The organism is Candidatus Kryptonium sp., assembly GCA_025060635.1.
Lineage (GTDB): Bacteria > Bacteroidota > Ignavibacteria > Kryptoniales > Kryptoniaceae > Kryptonium.
This window is the reverse complement of sequence record JANXBN010000001.1, coordinates 24,369-44,385: the sequence shown is the minus strand read 5'-3', so window position 1 is coordinate 44,385 and position 20,017 is coordinate 24,369. Positions and strand designations below refer to the sequence as shown.

Below are 20,017 nucleotides of genomic sequence, written 5' to 3'. Positions count from 1 at the left end.
AATTGATTTTATCTGTTTAAATTTAAGAAAAAAATTTGTCCTCTCGTGACGCAGAAACTTTATTACACCGATAGTTATACCACAAGCTTCAGGGCAAAGGTCATAGATGTCAAAACTTATAACGCTCAGAGCGCAATTATTCTTGATAAAACATACTTTTATCCAACCTCTGGCGGACAAGAGCACGATACTGGTTTTATCAATAACTCAAAAGTTGTTGATGTCATTGAGACGGATGAGGACGAAATTTTGCATTTGATTGATGGTGACATACCATCAGGTGAAGTTGAGTGTAAAATTGACTGGGAAAGAAGATTTTCAAATATGCAACAACATACAGGACAGCATATACTTTCACGGGCTTTTGAAATTTTGTTGAACGCTGAAACTGTATCATCGCGACTTGGCGACGATGTTGGAACAATTGATCTCGATATTGATTCTTTGAATTACGACAAAGTCCATGAGGTTGAATCTCTCGCGAATCAAATCGTGTGGGAAAATAGAGATGTTAAGATACATTTCGTCAATGATTCCGAAATTTCAAAATTTCCCTTGAGGAAACCTCCGAAGGTATCGGGGACGATTAGAATTATTGAGGTAAGCAATTTTGATTATTCTCCATGTGGTGGAACCCATGTTTCAAAGACGGGCGAGATAGGTTTGATAAAAGTTAAAAGGTGGGAAAGAGTTAAAGGTGGTTTGATAAGAGTTGAATTTGTTTGTGGGATCAGAGCGTTAAGGGATTATCAGGTGAAAAATAAAGTTTCAAATGAACTTGTTTCTCTTTTAAGTGTCCGTGATTTTGAGCTGTCGGAACAGGTAAGCAAAATTCTTGAAACGCAGAAAGAAAAGCAAAGGTTGATAAACTTTCTTATGGAAAAATTAATTGAGTTTGAAGCGGAAACTCTCGTTAAAAGCTCCGAAAAAGTTGGCACTGTAAACTTAATTAGCGCAAGTTTTGAAGATAGAAATCCAGAGGAGTTAAAAATTCTCGCGAGAAAATTAATTCAACATCCACAAATTGTTGCTGTGCTTGGTGCAAAGTTTAATGGAGCGAATTTCATCATGGCGAGATCTGCGGATGTCCAAATTGATTTAAAAGAGATTTTAAGTGAAGTTTTGAATTTAACTGGTGGTAGAGGGGGAGGCAAAAGCGATTTCGTCCAATTTGGTGGAATGATTGAAAAATTTGAAGAGATGTTCAAAATCAGTCTTGATAGATTAAAAACAAAAATTTCATAAGAACATGTCCAGCGATTATGTCTGTGCGCACATAATCGTCAAGGGGATTGTCCAAGGAGTTGGATTTCGTTGGTTTGTGCAAAAACACGCAAACAACCTTGGGTTATATGGATGGGTTAGAAATTTAAGCAATGGTGATGTTGAAATTGAAGTTGAAGGGGAGCGCTCGCTTGTGGAGGAATTAATAAAACTCGTAAAAGTCGGACCAAGATATGCACATGTTGAAGATGTCCAGATAACTTGGAAACCTTACGAAGCAAAATATAAATCGTTTGAAATAAAGGGATGGCTCTGATTTGAAAATCGGAATTGGCTATGACATACATCCGCTTGTTGAAGGTAGAAAACTTTTCATCGGCGGGATTGAAATTCCATCTGAAAAAGGATCACTTGGACATTCTGACGGTGATGTGTTAATCCATGCGATATGCGACGCAATTCTCGGAGCTCTTGGCTTTGAAAACATAGGTGTGTTGTTCCCCGACACAGATGAAAAATACAAAGACGCAAGGAGCGAAATTTTCCTCAAAGAGGTAAAAAAGATACTTGATGAAAAAGGTTTTGAAATATCAAACATTGATTCAACTGTGATTCTTGAACATGTTAAGCTTTCTCCGTTTGTGCCAAGCATTAGGGAGAAATTAAGCTCAATTCTTGAGATTTCTTCCGACAAAATTTCGGTTAAGCCGAAAAGAAACGAAAAATTTGACGCAACTGGCAAAGGCGAAGCGATCGCTTGTTTTGCTGTCGTCTTGATAAAATCAAAAGAAAACGAATGATGGAAACGAAGCAAATACTTGACTTTATTTTAAGCATTGACAACATTTGGATCTATCTTGTGATTTTTTTCTTTGCATATATTGAAAACATTTTTCCTCCGTCGCCGAGCGATGTTGTTGTCGTGTTTTGTGCGTCTCTTGTGGGGCTTGGCAAGACAGATTTTTCTCTTACGCTAATCTCGGCGGTTTTAGGTAGCACGCTTGGCTTTGCAACTATGTATCTGATTGGTGATAAATTTGGGGATGAGATAATTGAAAAGGGAAAGATCAAATTTATAAAACCAGAGAGCGTGAAAAAAGTTGAGATGTTATTTGCAAAATATGGATATTTTCTAATCGTTATAAATAGGTTCCTTGCTGGGACGAGGGCTTTCGTTGCGTTCTTCGCCGGGCTTGGGGAATACGAGCTAAAAAAGTCAATCTTGCTTTCGTTTATTAGTGCATCGCTTTGGTATTTAATCCTTGTAACTGCTGGGAAGATTCTCGGTGAGAACTGGCATATTATTGCGGATGTAATTTCTGGGTATAGCAAAGTTGTAACGGCAATTATCACTCTTGCGATCGTAATTTTTATCTTGAGAAGTATATTGAAAAGTAAAAAGGAGAGGTCTTGATTCAGGAACTTTTACAAATTGACAAAGCGCTTTTTTACTTTCTAAATCGTGGAATTGCCAATCCAATTTTTGATGTCTTGATGCCTTTTATCACCAAGGACATGAACTTGAGAATCTTTTTAGGTTTAATTTGGCTTGGGCTTATTATCTTCGGCGGGAGGACGGGAAGAATTCTTGCTCTTCTTTTGATACCTGCGGTTGCGATCGCTGATCAATTAAGTAGCCATGTCATAAAGCCGATGGTTGGCAGAATAAGACCTTGCCACGAGCTTGAAAATGTGAGATTGCTTGTTGGATGCGGTAGCGGTTTATCGTTTCCATCAAGTCACGCAACAAATAGCTTCGCCGTTGCAACGGTTATTTCAAAATTTTATAAAAAATTAGCGATTTATCTTTTCTCTTTCGCTTTCGTTATTTCGTTTTCAAGGATTTATGTCGGTGTCCATTATCCAGCGGATGTCGTATTTGGGATGGTGCTTGGTGTAGTTGTGGGATTTGTGGTTTTTTACTCTTGGTTTTATGTGAAAAACAAAATCGGGAAAAATGTTGAGAAAGAAAATTTTTAACGAGAAATTTTTGCTTTCGTTTGCATCGGGCGCTTTGCTATCTCTTTCATTCCCACCGTTGACGACAGGATTTTTTGCAACCGTTGGATTTGTTCCACTTTTGTTTTTAGTTGACAAAGTTGAAAGCTACAAACAGCTTTTTCGTTATTCTTATCTTGCGTTTTTCTTCTTTAATCTTTTCACTCTTTACTGGGTTGGTGGATGGTCAAAGGAGGCAGATCCATTTTTGATGGTTGGGTGTGTGCTTTTAATTTTAGTGCATCCAGTTCTCTTCTTTTTGCCGATGTGGTTTTATATGTTTGTGAAGAAAAATTTCGGTGGGAAAATTCATCTCATAGTTTTTCCATTTGCTTATACTCTTTTTGAGTATTTTCGTTCCACGACCGAGCTTGCTTTCCCTTGGCTTACGCTTGGGAACACGCAGACATATTATCTTGAAAAGATTCAATTCATTGAATTTACAGGTGTTTATGGGCTTTCATTTCTAATTCTCGTTGTGAATGTTTTGCTTTATCTTGGGATCAAGGAGATCTTGAAACAGAGAGATTTTCTCTCAAAAACAGCTTTAAGATATTTCTTCGTTGGTGTTTTGATTTACATCGTTCCAGATATTTACGGGCTTTATGTCTTGAAAAAGTCAAGCGATGTCTCATTTAAAGAAATGAAGGTTGGTTTAATTCAACCTGACATAAATCCTTGGCTTAAGTGGGAAGGGACGCTTGCTGAACAGCTTGAACTTTATATGGGAATGACGAAAAAAATAATTAACGAGCATCCAGATGTTGAACTTGTCGTTTATCCAGAGACCGCGATAACATATTATTTTCTTCTTTCGCCGTATCGTTATTATTTCAACTGGTTTAAGAATCAAATTGACAGTTTAAATGTTGCAATTTTAACAGGTTTTCCAGATGCAAAATTTTACGATGATCCATCACAGGCACCACCGAGCAGTCATTTGATAAAAGAGACGGGGCAAAGATATGATGCTTTCAATTCAATGGGATTGTTTCTTCCGAAGTCGGATAAGATTCAAAAATATGCAAAGATGATACTTGTCCCATTTGGAGAACGATTGCCTTATGCGGACACATTTCACTTTTTGATTGAACCGTTGCAGTGGGGAGTTGGGATAAGCAACTGGGCAAAAGGTAAAGATACAACTGTTTTTGAGATGGAAAGAAGAAATGGTGAAATCGTAAAGTTTTCCGGTGGCGTTTGTTATGAGTCAATCTATCCATCCCTTATCCGTGAGTTCGTCAAAAGAGGCGCGCAATTTTTAGTTGTGATCACGAACGATAGCTGGTACGGAAATACATCTGGACCGTATCAACATTTTCAATATTCAATTTTGCGGGCGGTTGAAAACAGAAGAAGTATCGTAAGATGCGCAAACGGCGGAATATCTGGCTTCATAGATCCATACGGTAGAGTGCAAATCAAGACGCGATTCAATGAAAGGACGCAAATAGCAGATGTTGTTAAGATAAACGACGAAAAAACCTTTTACACAAAGTATGGCGATATAATCATCTACATCTCAGGCTTTGCTGTTTTCATCGTATTCGTTCTAACACTTTTTAAAAAATTTAAAACAAAGTCAAGTCCGTAAAATGAAGTTAAAATCAATTCTAACTTTCGCTATGATCTTAATTTTCCTCGGTTGCGCAAGAAAAACGGAAGATGAAAGGTTCACTGAACTTGTCAACAAGTTTATGGATGAGTATTTCAAATATCATCCTGTCTCGGCTACATGGATTGGATATCATAAGTATGATCATTTGCTTGACGACTTTTCCGAAAGAAACCTCAAAGAAAAACTTGAATGGTTGAAAACATACAGGGAAAAGTTTTCTGAATTTGATCTCAAAAAGCTTTCCCGAGACAACAGCATTGATTGTCGGATTTTAATTGAAGAAATTGACGAGCGGATTTTTAATCTTGAGGAATTGAAAGAACACGAATGGAATCCGTTAATTTATAATTCCGTGATCGGTGATGGATTAATGTATTTGATAACGCAGGATTTTGCGCCTGCGCAGGAGAGATTGAAGAACGCAATTGAAAGAGTTAAGCAGATACCAAATTTCGTTGAACAAGCAAAGAAAAATCTCAAAAATGCTCCACAAATCCATATTGAAACCGCAATAAGGCAAAACAGAGGGAACATAAACATTTTGAAGAACGATTTAATAAAGTTTGCGGACACCTTGAATATAAGTGAAGAGCTCAGGACAGAGTTAAGGAAAGCAGTTGATGCTGGCGTTGCTTCTCTTGAAGATTATGGGAAGTGGCTTGAGAATGAATTGAAGCCGAAGTCAAATCGTGATTTTCGTCTCGGCAAAGAGCTTTATTACAAAAAAATGAGATATTACTTAAAGTCAAGTTTAAGCCCAGATGAAATCCTTGCGCTTGCAGAGAAGGAGAAAAGCAAAACACACGACGAGATGTATCAGATCGCATTGCCACTTTATAAGTATTACTATGGAAAGGAACCGAGAGGAAAGGATAAATTGTCGGTTATAAAAGCAGTGCTTGACAAGATCGTGCTTGAACATCCCAAACCATCTGAGATAATGGATAGAATAAAATCGGATTTAAATTATTTAACTCAATTCGTAAAAGAGAAAGATCTTTTAACGCTTGACGAAAGTAAACCTCTTGTCGTCCGTGAAACTCCTGAATATCAGCGTGGTGTTGCGATCGCTTCACTTGAAGCGCCTGGCCCTCTTGAGAAAAATATGAAAACATTTTATAATGTTTCTCCAATTCCAGAGGATTGGACGCCTGAACAGGTTGAATCATATCTTCGGGAGTATAATTATTATTCACTTCTTGAGTTAAGCATTCACGAAGCAATTCCGGGGCATTATGTCCAACTTTATTATTCAAATCGTTGTCCGTCAATAGTTAGAAGTGTCTTTTGGAGTGGGACGATGGTTGAAGGTTGGGCTGTATACGCAGAAAGATTATTGATTGAAAATGGGATTTTGAATAACGATCCAAGGATGAAATTGATTCACTTGAAGTGGTATTTAAGAGTTATAATCAACTCAATTCTTGATCATAAGATTCACGCTGGGAATATGACGCAAGAGGAGGCGCTTGATTTAATGATGAGGGAAGGATTTCAAGAAAGAGCTGAAGCTGAAGGAAAGTGGAGAAGAGCCTGTCTTACATCCGCTCAACTTTCAAGCTATTTCACAGGATTTCAAGAGATAATGGCTTTGAGAGATGAATATATGAAATTGAAGGGCGAAAATTTCAAGATAAAAGAGTTCAACGAAAGTCTGCTTTCACATGGTTCACCACCTGTGAAGTATTTAAGGGAAATTTTGCTTGAGAAATAAATTTCGCTCGTAAGTTTTCAAAAAAGCTTGCTAGCAATCTGCTTTGTTGGTATTTGAAATTTCAAATAGGAAAATTTTTATTGAATCACCTGTTGACGCTAAAGATCACGCTAAAACGATTGATGATGTCATTGAGAGGTATTCATCTAATGACAAAATTCCTTTTTGGATTGAGGTTTGGCCTTCGGCGATTGCTCTTGCCGAGTTCATTCTTGAAAGTGATGAATTTACTGGTAAAAAAGTTCTTGATCTTGGCTGTGGGCTTGGACTTACGAGCGTTGCGCTCGGTCTTAAAAAAGCCATAGTCACTGCAACAGATTATGAGATGATAGCTTTACAATATGCAAGGAGAAATTACATAAGAAACATTGGAAACGAAGAAAACGCAAGATTTATCTATCTTGACTGGCGTCATCCGAACATCTCTGAAAAATTTGATTTTGTAATCGGAGCAGATATAATCTATGAGCGTAACTTGTTTCCGGATCTGATTCGGCTTTTGGAAATTGCAATGCGTGATGACTCGGTTTGTTATCTTTCGGATCCGAACAGAATCTTTTCATCTGAATTTTTTAATATGTTAAGCGAGCAAAATTTTAAGTACAACATAGTTTTGGAAAAAGAAATTGATTACAGGGATTCAAGGGCGATCGTATCAATTTACAGAATAAAGAAATCAGTACCTGCTTTATGAAAAAGTCGCTCGTTTTTTTGACCGGTTTCATGGCAAGCGGTAAAAGCACGATCGGACCGCTGTTGGCGGAAAAAATCGGATATGATTTTCTTGATATTGATGAACTAATTGAAAACATTGAAGGCAAAAGCATAGTTGATATATTTCAAGAGAAAGGAGAAATTTATTTCAGAAACATTGAGCGAAAGATTTTAATTGAAACGGTTTTAAGGCTTTCAAAATTCGTCGTTGCGCTCGGCGGTGGAACGATAACCTTTGCGGATAATCTATATCTTGTCAAGGAGTCGGGCATTTTAATCTATCTAAAAGCAAGACCAGAAGTTTTACTTCAGAGGGTAAAATATAAAACCGATAGACCACTTTTGCTTGATCCAGATGGAGATGTTTTGCCTGAAAACAAACTTTTTGAAAGGATTTTATCACTTCTCAAAATAAGGGAACCTTTCTACTTGCAAGCTGACTTCATCATATCAACTGATGACAAAGATGTTGATAGAACGGTTGAGGAAATTTTAAAAAAGATTGAGGGGAAAATTGCGTAAAGTTGTTTTAAACTTGAAAAACACAAAATATCCTGTTTATGTCGGAAGGGAGATTTTAGGTAAATTCCCGGAAATTTGCAGAAGACACGGGGTAAAATCGCACATTGCTATTATAACGGATGAAATCGTTGCGAAGTTATACATTGACGAACTCGTAAGCATATTGAAAAAGAATGGATTTAGTCCTGATGTTGTTGTTGTAAGGGCAGGTGAAAGGAGCAAAAGTTTCAGTGTCCTTTCTCAGGTTTTAACACAGTTAATTCAAATGAAGTTGCGTCGGGATGAAACGATAGTTGCTTTCGGTGGCGGAGTCGTCGGTGATTTAGCTGGATTTGCGTCAGCGATTTATCTTCGTGGTGTTAATTTGATTCAGTTTCCGACCACACTTCTTGCAATGGTAGATAGCTCAATCGGGGGGAAAGTTGGAATAAATCATAAACTTGGAAAAAACCTCATAGGCGCGTTTTATCATCCGATCTTCGTTTTTTCTGATGTGAATTTTTTAAAAACTTTGCCAAAGCGTGAGTTTATTTGTGGTTTTGGGGAGATCGTGAAATATGGAGTGATAGCTGATGCGAAAATTTTTGAGATCGTTGAGACAAGTTTTGAGAAAATTTTAAACCTTGATCTTAAAATCGTTGAAGATATCGTCTTTAAGTCAATCGTTGTTAAATCTTCCATCGTTCAAAAAGATGAGAAGGAGAGGAAATTGAGGATGATTTTAAATTTTGGTCATACGGTTGGGCACGGAATAGAGGCGGGGTTGAATTACAAAAGGTTAAAGCATGGCGAAGCGGTCATGCTTGGGATGATAGCCGAAAGCTTCATCGCGTTGAAAAGAGGTATATTAAACGAAAGTGATTTCACAAGGATAAGCGAGGTGGTTTTCAACACGGGCGTAGTTTTTCCCCGAAAACTTCTTGCAAAAGATGTGATTTTGAAACATATTGGATATGACAAGAAGATTTTCTCTGGACAGAGATTGAAGATGTATTTGCCAGTTAAGATTGGAAAGATGCGATTTTGCGAAGATGTCTCTTTTGACGAGATAGAAAAAGCAGTTGATTTTTTATTTGATCCAAAAATTAAAAAATTTGCGATATGAGAAAAGTACTTATCATTTTACTTTCCATCTTTGCAAGTGCGAACCTTTTTGCTCAAGTTTATCCGAAGCGAGAAGCTCGCGCAGTGTGGCTTACGACAGTTTACGGTCTTGACTGGCCAACTGCGAAAGCAACAAGTTCAAGTGGAATTCAACAGCAAAAAAATGAATTGATTCAGATCCTTGATAATTTAAAATCTGCAAATTTCAATATAGTTGTAATGCAAGTCCGCGCTCGTGGTGATTTAATTTATCCAAGCCAATATGAACCATGGGCAACATCTCTAACAGGAACACTTGGTCGTAACCCAGGATATGATCCATTAAAATTTGCGATTGAGGAAACTCACAAAAGAGGAATGGAATTTCACGCATGGTGGAATGTTGTGAAAGTTAAAGATGATTCAACTCTTCCCCCAACGACAAATCCACCTCATGTGGTTTTGCGTCATCCTGATTATGCAAAGTATTACAGACCGAACAACGAATGGTGGATGGATATGGGAAAACCAGAGGTAAGAAATTACCTGCTGAATGTCCTTATGGAATTGGTCCGAAATTACGATATAGACGGAATTCATTTTGATTTCATAAGATATCCAAATCCAGATTATCCCGACAGTAGCACATACGCACCTTATGCAACTGAATATCCAAACAAAGATGACTGGAGAAGGGAAAATATAAATAAGTTCGTCAGAGCAGCTTATGACAGCATAAAGCGAATAAAACCTTGGGTTAAAGTTGGATCAGCTCCTATCGGAATTTATAAAAATATATGTGATTCAAACGGTGTTTATGTTTATAGTCAAAATTGCGGCTCTTGCCAAACTGGAATACCTGTTGCAACGGGATGGCAAGCATATTGTTCAATTTATCAAGATTCAAGAAGATGGCTGATGGAAGGTAAACATGATTATCATTCACCACAGATCTACTGGGACATTGCAACTAATCCAAAGTTTAATGTTCTTGTTAGAGATTGGAAAAATAACAGTTATGGCCGTCATATTTATGCTGGTTCAGCAGCTTATAGAATGGATTCCGGTTCTGGAAACTGGCCCGCTTCAGAAATACTTGCGCAAATAGATACTTCCAGAGCAGTTGGAGTTGAAGGAAATACATTTTTCAGATATAGATCATTGCTTTTGAAAGGATTGATTGATAGTTTGAGAAATTCAAGATATAGGTATTATGCTTTTATCCCGCCGATGCCTTGGATTGATAACATAAGACCTAACCCACCTTTGAATTTAATTGCAAGGAGGATTTCGGACAGAACTTTTGAACTTATATGGAGTAATCCTGAACCTCCGTCTGACAATGACACAGTTAGATATTATGCAATTTACAGATCTGAAACCTCGCCAGTTGATATTTCGGACATAAGAAATCTTGTCGCAGTTGTTGCCGGAAACAGAATAAGTTATTCAGTCCAAGTTAGTGATCCGAACAAATCTTATTATTTTGTCGTGACAGCGTTTGACAAACTTCACAACGAAAGTGATCCTTCAAACGAAGTTGCAACTATCCCAGTTTTCGTTGCTGAGGATGAGGGAATTCCCAAAAAATTTGAACTTTATCAAAACTATCCAAATCCGTTTAACATAGAGACAACTATTGAGTTTGATGTGCCGTTTGATTCGTGGGTAAGTTTAAAAATTTACAATTTGCTCGGTCAGGAGGTAAAAACCCTTGTTGAAGGTTTAAAAGGCGCAGGAAAGCATAAAGTTGTTTGGGATGGCAAAGACGACAATGGAAAAATCGTGACATCAGGAGTTTATTTCTGTCGGCTCGTTGCTGGAACTTTCAACAAAAGCATAAAGATAGTTTTGGTTAAATAGCAAAATACAAAGTTAAGACTTCGCCCTTCCGGGCGGTTAACGATGCTTTATCTCCATTGCTTTTTATCTCTTTGATCTTGTCTTCTTTCAAATCTGCTTTGTAAATTTTGAAACTGCGATAGGTTTTTAATTTAAATTTTTCGGTAGCATCTCTTACATTGTAAAATCTAACGACTATCCCTTCCTTATCCTCGGCAATTTTAATTGAGCTTAAGATCATACTTTTTGAATCCGTTTCAATTAAACTCAAAACAGGCGGTAAAGTTTTTTTGTAGGGATATGACTCTGTTTTAAAAACTGAAAGAGGGGGATAGGCAAATGAAAAGGCTTTGAGATATGCGTTTGATTTAAAGAAATCACCAGCAATTGGGATAATTGAATATTCAAAAATATGTTTACCTAAACATTGAGCATCTGGCGTTTGAATCTGTGGTCCTGCTTGTTGATTTCGGTGCAAGCTTTTTCTTGAAAGATGACCAACCGATCTCAAAAGTGTTAATGCTATTATGTCCCCTTTCGTGGATTCTAAAATTTCATATTCGGGCAAACCGCGATTTGCGATCATAAGCCCGTTCTTGCCATTGTGCAGACAGACAAAAGTATTTTGATGCCTTGTTGTATAAGGCTTTTCATTCTTGTTCAGTTCTTCAGTGTCAAGATATGGATTTAATCTTTCAAGGATTTCAAAATGCCCATCAGCAAAGTGCGTTTTAGATTTAATTCCTGTTGGAAACAAAACTCTTAATCTGTGGTCTCGTGCGTTATTTTCAAATTCAGTTCTTATATCAATTCTTTCAGTGCCGTCATATAAAGTTATAAAAGTTTTAAGATTGCAAATCGTTTTTTCACTGCTTCTTGATTTGAAGTCAGAATCCAAAGATTTGGGGAGTTTCAAATCGTATTCTATCATTATCGTTGCTTTAAAAGGCGTATCTTCAACGAGTGAAATTTTAGGTTTGAAGTTCGTGCTCGTAATTTTCTGACTTTTTTCGGAGCGTGAATAAGTGTATTCGTCTCCTGCATCTTCATCGTCTTCAAACAGATTAAGGGCATTGTAAGTTATTCCGTTTCTTTTATCTTTGATTTTTAATGTCCCGTCGTCATTAACTGTGACTATAAAGAACTCATTTTCAATCTTCCTGCCGTTGGTTTTCAACTTTGAAGACCTATGTTTTCTGTCTTTATTTTTCGCTGGTACCAATTGAAAAATTTTATATCCAGTTGGTGGGAGGACAGCTAAAAATTCAATCTCAAAAACATTTTTAAATCCGCCTTTTAGGATCCCCATTTTAAATTCTTTGCCTTTTGATGAAAAATTGAAGTAAATTTCGTTTCCCGCATCGTCTTTCAAAATAAAACCATCTATCAAGTTTTCATCGTCAATAAAAACTTGTGCTTTTATTAATTCTTTCCGCTCAAAGTTAAGCGGATTATAAACGAAAATCATTCCCGCACCTTCTTCAGCGTTGATCATTGATGAAATTTTGCAAGCCATTTCTTCAATTATAAATTGTGCTAATTGTTTTACTTGCCTGAACCTATCCTCCATATCCATATGGATTTCGTCAATTCCGCAACCGCAGATGTCGTCGTGTGGATGATTTTTGAGAAGCGTTTTCCAAGCTGTCCAAATAAGCGGTGAATAATCCTCGCCAGTTTGAGTAAATAAAAATGCGCTTAGCGGTTCAGCGTATTTTTCTAGCAAATTTTGGCAGATGAAATTTTGATGTTTTAAGTAAATTCTCGTTGAGTAAACGCTTTGGACTATGAGGTGATGATAATTTTTGTTTAGCTCGCCTCTAAATGTTTCAAGTTTTGGATTTGATTTGAGGATTGAATTAACAAAATCCGAAAAGCTTCCTTGAGTTACTTCAAAATCTGTGAGATTTTGGTTTAGGAATTTAATTATCCTCGGGATTTGAGGTTGAATTGGGGCATGATCTGTGCCGTTATTTAGAAGGATATATTTTGTTTTAGCGCCTTTTTTTAAAGAATTAAATTCTTTTTTCACTTTTTCAAGCGCAAGGTTGAAGTCAGGTTGATCAAATCTATAGTCGCCCCATTCATATTCAAATCCGAGGCAGGAGCAATTCCAATATCCATTTCTTTGATAAATTGCGAGTATTTTGCTACCGTCATTTGCTTCCCACCAAAATTCATTGCCAAGTTTTTCATATTCCTTTCCCATTCCACGAGTGAAAATTACAGAACGAATTCCGAATCCAGATAAAATTTTAGGTAGGCTTGCAATGTGTCCAAATGAATCTGGAATATATCCTTCATTCATTAATTGTCCAAACTCATCTGCGATTTTTCTGCCAAGCATGAGATTTCTTATCATTGCTTCGGGGCTTTCAAGGAATTCATCCATTAAGACATACCACGGACCTATGACCAGTTTCCCGGTGCTGACAAGCTTTTTTATCTTTTCTTTGTTTTCCGGTTTTACCTCAAGGTAATCTTCAATTATGATGGTTTGGCCATCAAGAACAAAACATTTAAAATTGTCATCTTTTTCAAGGACATCAATAATTTGATCAATTGTTTCTATCAGTCTTGCCCGAAGAAATTGGAATGGCCAGTACCAAGCTCTGTCCCAGTGAGTGTGGCTTACGAGGATTCCGAAGTATTTTTTCATCAATCTTCCCTCTTTATCTGGATGTGAAGTTCATCAAGTTGTTTTGGATCAACTTCTGATGGGGCGTCATCCATAAGTGAGATCGCACTGCTTGTTTTAGGGAATGCGATCACATCGCGAATTGATTTCATACCCGTGAAAAGCATGACGAGGCGATCAAACCCGAAGGCGATTCCTCCATGCGGTGGCGGTCCGTATTTAAACGCTTCAATTAAAAAGCCAAACTTTTTCTTAGCTTCATCTTCCGAAATGCCAAGAAGTTTAAAGATTTTCTGTTGAAGTTCTGCGTCGTGAATTCTTATGCTTCCTCCGGCCACTTCATTTCCGTTTAACACAAGGTCATACGCTCTTGCGCGAACTTTCCCAGGATCTATGTCAAGAAGATGTATATCTTCAAGTTTTGGAGAAGTAAATGGATGATGAACCGAAACCCAGCGATTTTCCTCCTCATCCCATTCAAGCAGTGGGAAATCAACTATCCAAGCAAGTTTAAAATCTTGTTCATCAATTAAATTTAACCTTCTTCCAAGCTCAAGGCGAAGATTCCCAAGTATTGAATAAATTTTTTCTGGTTTATCGGAAACAAGGATTATCAAGTCGCCATCTTTTGAATTCATTTTTTCTTTTAATCTCTGAAGCGAAAACCTTGAGACATATTTTGCAATTGGTGAATCAAGTTCCCCGTTTTCAACTTTGAAATGCACAAGTCCGCCAGCGCCGAAACTTTTTGCAAGAGATGAAAGTTCATCAATTTGTTTCCTTGAATAGTTTCCACATCCTTGAAGATTTAAACCGCATATAACAGCGCCGTTTTCTATCGCTTCCCTGAACACTTTAAACTCTGTCGTTCTGAAGATATCCGTCACATTGACAATTTTTAAATCAAATCTCAAATCAGGTTTATCCGTTCCATAGGTTTGAATTGCTTCTGAATATGGGATTCTCGGAAATGGAGTTTGAATTTCAATTCCTTTAATTTCTTTGAATAATTTCACCATTAACCCTTCAACGATATTAAAAACATCTTCTTCTGTGACAAATGACATTTCAACATCAATTTGGGTGAACTCGGGTTGTCTATCTGCTCTTAAATCTTCGTCCCTAAAACATTTTACAATTTGAAAATATCTATCAAAGCCTGCGACCATCAAAATTTGTTTGTAAAGTTGTGGCGATTGCGGGAGAGCGTAAAATTTCCCAGGATGAATTCTGCTTGGGACGAGGAAATCTCTTGCCCCTTCGGGTGTGCTTTTTACGAGAAAAGATGTTTCTATCTCAAGAAAATTGTTTTCGTCAAAATATTTTCTTACGATTTGAGCCATTTTATGTCTCGTTATTAAGTTCGCCTGCATTGAAGGTCTTCTTAGATCAAGGTATCTGTATTTTAGTCGTAGTTCTTCGGAAACATTTATATCGTCTTCAATTAGAAAAGGAGGTGTTTCTGATTTGCTCAAGATTTGCACTTCATCGGCAAGTATGTCAATTTCTCCCGTTGGAAGGTGCGGATTTTCAGCTCCTTTTGGTCTTCTTTCCACCTTACCTGTCACAGAAATTACATATTCAGATTTCAATTCTTTCGCAACTTGGTATGCTTCTGGGCTATGTTGAGGCGAGAAAACAATTTGCGTTTTTCCGTAGCGATCTCTTAAATCAACGAAAATTAATCCCCCAAGATCTCTTCTTCTATCAACCCAACCATTAAGCGTGACAATCTTTCCAACATCACTTGCTCTCAATTCACCGCAGGTGTGCGTTCTCTTCTTGAAAATCATTTATTTTCGCTTTTTCGTTTTTTCAAAAAATATATTAAATCCACTCATCATTGTCAAATCGTTTAAAATTTCTCCAACTTTGATTTTTTGCGATGTCTTGCTACATTTAACTGAAAACCAAAATTTTACTCTCAATGAATATCAACGGAAAATTTCCAAGAGATTTAACAGAGCGAGAGAGGAACTGGATACTTTGGATGTTGCCCGAAGATAAGCCCGGATACAGAGCCTATCGCGAAATGATAAAAGAGATGATGATCATAGGTTATGGTAGATTTGAACCCGATAATTTGATCCTTGGACAACCAAACGATAAACCGGATGAAGAAACATTTTTCACACCCATAATTTCACTCGGTCAAATTGAAATGAGAGAAGCAAGAATTCAAATTTCAATTCATAGAGAGCATAGAAATCAAATCCAGGTTGATATAGTTAACCTGCTTGGAGATACAATTCCGGAAAATGTATCTGAGATAAGAAGGTGGAGCTATGCTTATTGGAATCCTGGCGATGTTTCACCATGTACTGAGAAACCTGTCCGCGAGGTGAAAATTTTTTCAAGAACCGAGCATAACTTGATACTTGTTATAAGTCCATCGGACAAGAAAATTTGGCTGCACGAGATTGACTCCGGAATAAATTACATAATTCCTGTCACGAACTTTTTCAACGAGTTATTAAGACAACGGAAAGAAATTATTGATAAAACGGGTGGATTAAATGTTAACTTTATTTTTGAGAACATAGACAGGTTTTCGGATGCAGATATAAACAATGCCTTCATAAATTATAGCAAAATTTTCGCAAAAGTTGATGTTGGGGCTTATGAAGAGGTTAAGGAGAAAAAAGGATTGTTTTCTTTCTTGAAAAGGAAAACCAAAAAATAAAGTTTGAAGTTTTATGGAAAGAGAGCAAACCGTAATTGAAAAAGATGTGATTGAAATTGGAAAGAGGGTTATACAAATTGAGGCATCAGCAGTTGCTGAACTTGAGAAGAGGATTGATGAAAATTTCGCGAAAGTTGTTGAGTTGATCTTAAATTCGCAGGGAAGGGTGATAATAACAGGCGTTGGTAAATCTGGAATCATAGCAAGGAAGATAGTTGCAACTTTGAATTCTACTGGGACACCTGCTCTTTACCTTCATCCTGTTGATGCGATTCATGGCGATCTAGGTGTGGTTAGAAAGGAGGATGTGGTGATATGTATTTCAAAAAGCGGGGACACGGTTGAGGTCCTTCGTTTAATTCCGATATTTAAGCGAATTGGTGTGCCTATTATCTCAATGGTCGGTAATCTCAATTCTCAACTTGCGCGTGTTTCTGACTATGTTTTAAATGTTAGCGTCAAAGAAGAGGCTTGTCCGTATAATTTAGCTCCAACTGCTTCAACAACCGCAACGCTTGCTATGGGAGATGCTCTTGCTATAGCACTTCTTGAAAAGAGAAACTTTACCAAGGAAAATTTCGCTCTTTTCCATCCTGGTGGAAATCTTGGAAAAAGATTGCTGTTAAAAGTTGAAGAACTTATGGTCACAGGTAATGAAGTCCCAATCGTTCACATATCAACGCCGATGCGTGAGACGATCATTGAGATGACATCAAAACGACTTGGGGCAACTTGTGTTGTTAATGATGAGGGGAAACTTGTCGGGATTATTACAGATGGGGATTTAAGAAGATTGCTTCAGCGAACGGAAAATGTCTTCGCTCTAACCGCAGGCGATGTGATGACAAAAAATCCGAAGACGATAAAAAAAGATGCTCTTGCAGTGACAGCGCTTCAACAGATGGAGACTTACAACATCACTCAACTTGTGGTAATTGACGATGAAAAAAAACCAATCGGGATGATACACATTCATGATCTTGTCAAAGCGGGATTAAGTTCATCCGAAACAGATAACGAAGTTGAGCAATGAAAATTAAATTTTTGATCATCACGTTTCTTGCTTTCTTGTTTTTGTCTTGCGAGGAAAAACTAAAACCATCAATAATTAACTTACCTAATCAACAAATCCCATCTCAAGAATCGTGGGATGCTACAATAATTTTCAGCGATTCGGGCAAGGTCAGAGCAATCGTTAAAGCAAATCATATCATGGTTTTTCAAGACCAGGAGATAACTATTCTGAATCAGGGTTTCAGGGTTGATTTTTATGATGAAAATGGTAAACATACTTCCTACCTTATTGCTGATAGTGGGCGGGTGATTGAAAGAACGAGAAATCTTGAGGCATATGGAAATATCATTGCGGTTTCAAGCGAGGGGACGAAGGTTGAAACGAGCAAGTTGTTTTGGGACAACGATAGAAAAAAGGTAAGATCAGATGCCTTCGTGAAAGTAACCTCGCCAAACGAGGTGCTTCAGGGTTATGGATTTGAAGCAGATCAAGATCTGAAAAACTATGTAGTCTATAAGGTAAGCGGGCAAGCAAAGGTTGAAGAAAAGTAAACTTAAACTTCCGATCTTGACTTGCGGCGGTTTTTTGTTTATATTTATATAGATGTTTGTCTATATATCTATCAAACCTTTGGAAATTGGATTTGCCCACGCTGGCTTCTTTATGAAGCGAGATTGTAGTTTGGTAAAAAACACAAAGTATATTGGAGAAGCACATGATGAAATTAAAGATTTCAAAAATAGCAAAAGCACTTTCAGACGAAACAAGATGTAAAATTTTTGAGTTAATAGCAAGATCAAAAGAGATAAGTTGTAAAGAGATAACTGAGAAGATCGGATTGAAACAGCCGACGATATCGCATCACTTGAGATTTTTGCAAGAAAGCGAGCTCGTTAATGTCCGAAAAGAAGGACAATATCATTACTTTAGCGTTAATAAGCAAACGGTCAAAGAATTTGCTGAATACTTGAAAAAATTTACAAAATAACCAACAGGTGCAATATGTTTGTGAAAACAATAAAATATCGTGAGGTTAGCAAAATTATTCCGAGTATAGAGGTTGTTGATGGGGCTGGTGTAAGGTTGAGAAGATACATTGGCTCTGCTTATCTAAATTATCTTGATCCGTTTCTTCTGCTTGATGAGTTCAAGAGCGAAGATCCGAATGATTATATCGCTGGATTTCCTCCACATCCACACCGTGGATTCCAAACACTGACCTATATGGTGCACGGCGACTTTGAACATAGAGATAGCACTGGAAGCGTTGGAAGATTATCTTCCGGTGGATTACAGTGGATGAATGCCGGAAGTGGTGTGATACATTCTGAAATGCCTTTGATGAAAGAGGGATTGTTATGGGGTTATCAGCTCTGGCTTAATTTGCCTGCGAGAGAAAAAATGAGCGATCCGTTTTATCATAATTTTAAAGCAGCTGAGCTAAGAGATGGTGATGTTAGGATTAATCTCCTTTCGGGAATGTTTGAAGGTGAAGTTCAAAAAAGCTGGGCTAATTATCCTGTTCTATATCTTGATATCAGATTGAATGAGGGTAATGATTTTGAATTTGAGGTTCAAGAGGATATGAACTCATTTTGTCTTGTTTCTGTTGGCAAAATAAAGTTTCCAAGTGGAGTGGAGTTAAGACAGCATCAGCTTGCCGTGTTAAATTCGGGTAATGCGATTAAATTTAAAGCAGTTGAAAATTCGTTTGTTTTACTTGGTTGTGCGACGCCGTTGAATGAACCAGTTGCTCGCTGGGGTCCATTTGTGATGAATACGGAAGCAGAGATTTATCAGGCGATTGAGGATTATCAAACTGGACGGCTTGTTAAAAAGAGGCCAATTGATATATAAAAACAAAAATAAAAGGAGGGAAATTCTATGTTAACGAAACTTTCAAACAAAGTTGTGGCGGATATATCTTTGTTAATTATAAGAGTAATTCTTGGGGTTATCTTTATAGCGCATGGTTATCCGAAATTGTTTGTTTTTGGGATTCCGGGTTTTGCTAAGTTTTTGTCAGGGCTCGGTGTTCCTTTGCCAGAGGTTTTTGCTATCATCGTTGCCTTGGTTGAATTCGTCGGTGGTATCGTTTTGATACTTGGAATTTTCTCAAGATGGGCTGCGCTTTTAATTGCAATTAATATGATCGTTGCTACTTTACTCGTAAAGGTTAAAGTTGGACTTATTGCTCCGATGGATAAACCAGGCACAGGTGCTGAACTTGACCTTGCGCTTTTTGCCTGTGCGCTCGCAATTCTTGTTTTCGGTCCCGGCTCAATCTCAATTGAACTTGGAATATTGAAAAAAGAACTTTCGTAGATGCTTTAAATATCAAGAAGCCCCGATTTTTTATGTCGTCGGGGCTTTCGCTTGATTTTAATTTCCAAATTTAACTTCTCTCCAAACTCTGAAAACATCATCTGGCGGGTCATTGCGCCAAATAAAGAAAATTGAATTAACCTTAAACTTCAGCTCTCCCCACGCAGTTTGTAGTTCTTTTATTAATTTTTCAAGGTTCTCTCTTCCTTTAACTTGCCCAACGCTTAAGTGAGGTGTAAAGCCATTTTCAAATTTTCGCACATCATCACAGTCAGGAACTATGTTTTGCAATTTCTCCTGTAACTTTACAATTTTATCTTTTGGTTCAGGCGCAAGCCACAAGGTGTAATTTTCACCATAGTGCCTAAAAAATCTAAACTCCGCGAGCTCAATCTCAAAACTTTGCATTTCTTTACATACAGCTTCAAATTCAGCGTAAACTTTCTCAAATTCTTCAAAAGGTCTGAACGGATAAATTAAAGTTATATGTGGCATCCATCTTCTGAATTGTCTGTCGTATTGCTTTCTTATTTTTTGAATGGGCGTCCATACATCTTCAGGTGGAATTATAACGATGGCGGTTTTGTGTGTTTTTCGCATCTTTTCCGAAGATAAGTTTTCATTCAGTGTGTTGCAAATCC

Annotated in this window: 20 protein-coding genes; 17 read left to right on the top strand and 3 right to left on the bottom strand. The window is 37.4% G+C overall.

What is annotated here, in order from left to right:
• The first annotated feature begins 45 nt into the window (after positions 1 to 45).
• The 11 genes from NZ923_00220 to NZ923_00170 are packed head-to-tail and all read left to right on the top strand — an operon-like array spanning position 46 to position 10,736.
• Positions 46 to 1,245 (top strand): DHHA1 domain-containing protein, encoded by a 1,200-nt coding sequence (locus NZ923_00220; GenBank protein ID MCS7228441.1) that lies wholly within the window; start codon positions 46 to 48, stop codon positions 1,243 to 1,245.
• Between the two features lie 4 nt (positions 1,246 to 1,249).
• A complete protein-coding gene (locus tag NZ923_00215) occupies positions 1,250 to 1,540 on the top strand; it encodes an acylphosphatase (protein ID MCS7228440.1) in 291 nt (96 codons plus the stop codon).
• A gap of 1 nt (position 1,541) precedes the next feature.
• Positions 1,542 to 2,024: a 2-C-methyl-D-erythritol 2,4-cyclodiphosphate synthase gene (gene ispF, locus NZ923_00210; GenBank protein MCS7228439.1), complete on the top strand. Its 483-nt coding sequence runs from the start codon at positions 1,542 to 1,544 to the stop codon at positions 2,022 to 2,024.
• The gene (locus NZ923_00205) at positions 2,021 to 2,638 is read left to right on the top strand and encodes a DedA family protein (protein MCS7228438.1); all 618 of its coding nucleotides are present in this window, start codon (positions 2,021 to 2,023) and stop codon (positions 2,636 to 2,638) included. Before ispF ends, NZ923_00205 begins: the two co-directional genes overlap by 4 nt.
• Complete coding sequence (locus NZ923_00200; protein ID MCS7228437.1) at positions 2,635 to 3,204, top strand: phosphatase PAP2 family protein; 570 nt, start codon at positions 2,635 to 2,637, stop codon at positions 3,202 to 3,204. The genes NZ923_00205 and NZ923_00200 overlap by 4 nt, the downstream gene beginning before the upstream one ends.
• The gene (gene lnt / locus NZ923_00195) at positions 3,182 to 4,816 is read left to right on the top strand and encodes an apolipoprotein N-acyltransferase (GenBank protein ID MCS7228436.1); all 1,635 of its coding nucleotides are present in this window, start codon (positions 3,182 to 3,184) and stop codon (positions 4,814 to 4,816) included. Before NZ923_00200 ends, lnt begins: the two co-directional genes overlap by 23 nt.
• A 1-nt stretch (position 4,817) precedes the next feature.
• A complete protein-coding gene (locus NZ923_00190) occupies positions 4,818 to 6,554 on the top strand; it encodes a DUF885 domain-containing protein (protein MCS7228435.1) in 1,737 nt (578 codons plus the stop codon).
• A 46-nt stretch (positions 6,555 to 6,600) separates the two neighbouring features.
• Positions 6,601 to 7,248, top strand: coding sequence for a protein N-lysine methyltransferase family protein (locus tag NZ923_00185; protein MCS7228434.1), 648 nt, complete (start codon positions 6,601 to 6,603; stop codon positions 7,246 to 7,248).
• Positions 7,245 to 7,790: a shikimate kinase gene (locus tag NZ923_00180; protein ID MCS7228433.1), complete on the top strand. Its 546-nt coding sequence runs from the start codon at positions 7,245 to 7,247 to the stop codon at positions 7,788 to 7,790. The genes NZ923_00185 and NZ923_00180 overlap by 4 nt, the downstream gene beginning before the upstream one ends.
• Positions 7,783 to 8,895 (top strand): 3-dehydroquinate synthase, encoded by a 1,113-nt coding sequence (aroB, locus tag NZ923_00175; protein ID MCS7228432.1) that lies wholly within the window; start codon positions 7,783 to 7,785, stop codon positions 8,893 to 8,895. Before NZ923_00180 ends, aroB begins: the two co-directional genes overlap by 8 nt.
• Entirely contained in the window at positions 8,892 to 10,736 is a 1,845-nt protein-coding gene (locus NZ923_00170; protein ID MCS7228431.1) for a family 10 glycosylhydrolase, read from the top strand. The genes aroB and NZ923_00170 overlap by 4 nt, the downstream gene beginning before the upstream one ends.
• Here the strand turns inward: NZ923_00170 and NZ923_00165 are convergent.
• Together NZ923_00165 and aspS are read right to left on the bottom strand one after the other, a co-directional pair.
• Positions 10,729 to 13,374 (bottom strand): glycosyl hydrolase-related protein, encoded by a 2,646-nt coding sequence (locus tag NZ923_00165; GenBank protein ID MCS7228430.1) that lies wholly within the window; start codon positions 13,372 to 13,374, stop codon positions 10,729 to 10,731. The two genes, NZ923_00170 and NZ923_00165, sit on opposite strands and share 8 nt — an antisense overlap.
• A complete protein-coding gene (gene aspS, locus NZ923_00160; protein ID MCS7228429.1) occupies positions 13,374 to 15,146 on the bottom strand; it encodes an aspartate--tRNA ligase in 1,773 nt (590 codons plus the stop codon). Before aspS ends, NZ923_00165 begins: the two co-directional genes overlap by 1 nt.
• A gap of 134 nt (positions 15,147 to 15,280) precedes the next feature.
• Here aspS and NZ923_00155 point away from each other — a divergent pair, with 134 nt between their 5' ends.
• The 6 genes from NZ923_00155 to NZ923_00130 all read left to right on the top strand — a co-directional run bounded on the left by NZ923_00155 (position 15,281) and on the right by NZ923_00130 (position 19,376).
• Positions 15,281 to 16,036: a hypothetical protein gene (locus NZ923_00155; protein MCS7228428.1), complete on the top strand. Its 756-nt coding sequence runs from the start codon at positions 15,281 to 15,283 to the stop codon at positions 16,034 to 16,036.
• A gap of 13 nt (positions 16,037 to 16,049) precedes the next feature.
• Positions 16,050 to 17,069: a KpsF/GutQ family sugar-phosphate isomerase gene (locus NZ923_00150; GenBank protein MCS7228427.1), complete on the top strand. Its 1,020-nt coding sequence runs from the start codon at positions 16,050 to 16,052 to the stop codon at positions 17,067 to 17,069.
• Entirely contained in the window at positions 17,066 to 17,602 is a 537-nt protein-coding gene (gene lptC, locus NZ923_00145; GenBank protein MCS7228426.1) for an LPS export ABC transporter periplasmic protein LptC, read from the top strand. The genes NZ923_00150 and lptC overlap by 4 nt, the downstream gene beginning before the upstream one ends.
• A 167-nt stretch (positions 17,603 to 17,769) precedes the next feature.
• Entirely contained in the window at positions 17,770 to 18,039 is a 270-nt protein-coding gene (locus NZ923_00140) for a metalloregulator ArsR/SmtB family transcription factor (GenBank protein ID MCS7228425.1), read from the top strand.
• A 20-nt stretch (positions 18,040 to 18,059) separates the two neighbouring features.
• Positions 18,060 to 18,908, top strand: coding sequence for a pirin family protein (locus NZ923_00135; protein ID MCS7228424.1), 849 nt, complete (start codon positions 18,060 to 18,062; stop codon positions 18,906 to 18,908).
• 27 nt (positions 18,909 to 18,935) lie between these two features.
• Positions 18,936 to 19,376, top strand: a complete 441-nt coding sequence (locus NZ923_00130) for a DoxX family protein (GenBank protein ID MCS7228423.1) — start codon at positions 18,936 to 18,938, stop codon at positions 19,374 to 19,376.
• A gap of 57 nt (positions 19,377 to 19,433) precedes the next feature.
• Here NZ923_00130 and NZ923_00125 read toward each other — a convergent pair whose 3' ends face one another.
• A complete protein-coding gene (locus NZ923_00125; protein ID MCS7228422.1) occupies positions 19,434 to 19,976 on the bottom strand; it encodes a 2'-5' RNA ligase family protein in 543 nt (180 codons plus the stop codon).
• Positions 19,977 to 20,017 lie beyond the last annotated feature (41 nt).

Bases quoted from the DNA above. Each gene is read 5' to 3' on its own strand.
- NZ923_00215 (MCS7228440.1), top strand. From the start codon at position 1,250: ATGTCCAGCGATTATGTCTGTGCGCACATAATCGTCAAGGGGATTGTC.
- NZ923_00205 (MCS7228438.1), top strand. From the start codon at position 2,021: ATGATGGAAACGAAGCAAATACTTGACTTTATTTTAAGCATTGACAAC.
- lnt (MCS7228436.1), top strand. From the start codon at position 3,182: ATGTTGAGAAAGAAAATTTTTAACGAGAAATTTTTGCTTTCGTTTGCA.
- NZ923_00190 (MCS7228435.1), top strand. From the start codon at position 4,818: ATGAAGTTAAAATCAATTCTAACTTTCGCTATGATCTTAATTTTCCTC.
- NZ923_00180 (MCS7228433.1), top strand. From the start codon at position 7,245: ATGAAAAAGTCGCTCGTTTTTTTGACCGGTTTCATGGCAAGCGGTAAA.
- NZ923_00170 (MCS7228431.1), top strand. From the start codon at position 8,892: ATGAGAAAAGTACTTATCATTTTACTTTCCATCTTTGCAAGTGCGAAC.
- NZ923_00165 (MCS7228430.1), bottom strand. From the start codon at position 13,374: ATGAAAAAATACTTCGGAATCCTCGTAAGCCACACTCACTGGGACAGA.
- aspS (MCS7228429.1), bottom strand. From the start codon at position 15,146: ATGATTTTCAAGAAGAGAACGCACACCTGCGGTGAATTGAGAGCAAGT.
- NZ923_00155 (MCS7228428.1), top strand. From the start codon at position 15,281: ATGAATATCAACGGAAAATTTCCAAGAGATTTAACAGAGCGAGAGAGG.
- NZ923_00150 (MCS7228427.1), top strand. From the start codon at position 16,050: ATGGAAAGAGAGCAAACCGTAATTGAAAAAGATGTGATTGAAATTGGA.
- lptC (MCS7228426.1), top strand. From the start codon at position 17,066: ATGAAAATTAAATTTTTGATCATCACGTTTCTTGCTTTCTTGTTTTTG.
- NZ923_00140 (MCS7228425.1), top strand. From the start codon at position 17,770: ATGAAATTAAAGATTTCAAAAATAGCAAAAGCACTTTCAGACGAAACA.
- NZ923_00130 (MCS7228423.1), top strand. From the start codon at position 18,936: ATGTTAACGAAACTTTCAAACAAAGTTGTGGCGGATATATCTTTGTTA.
- NZ923_00125 (MCS7228422.1), bottom strand. From the start codon at position 19,976: ATGCGAAAAACACACAAAACCGCCATCGTTATAATTCCACCTGAAGAT.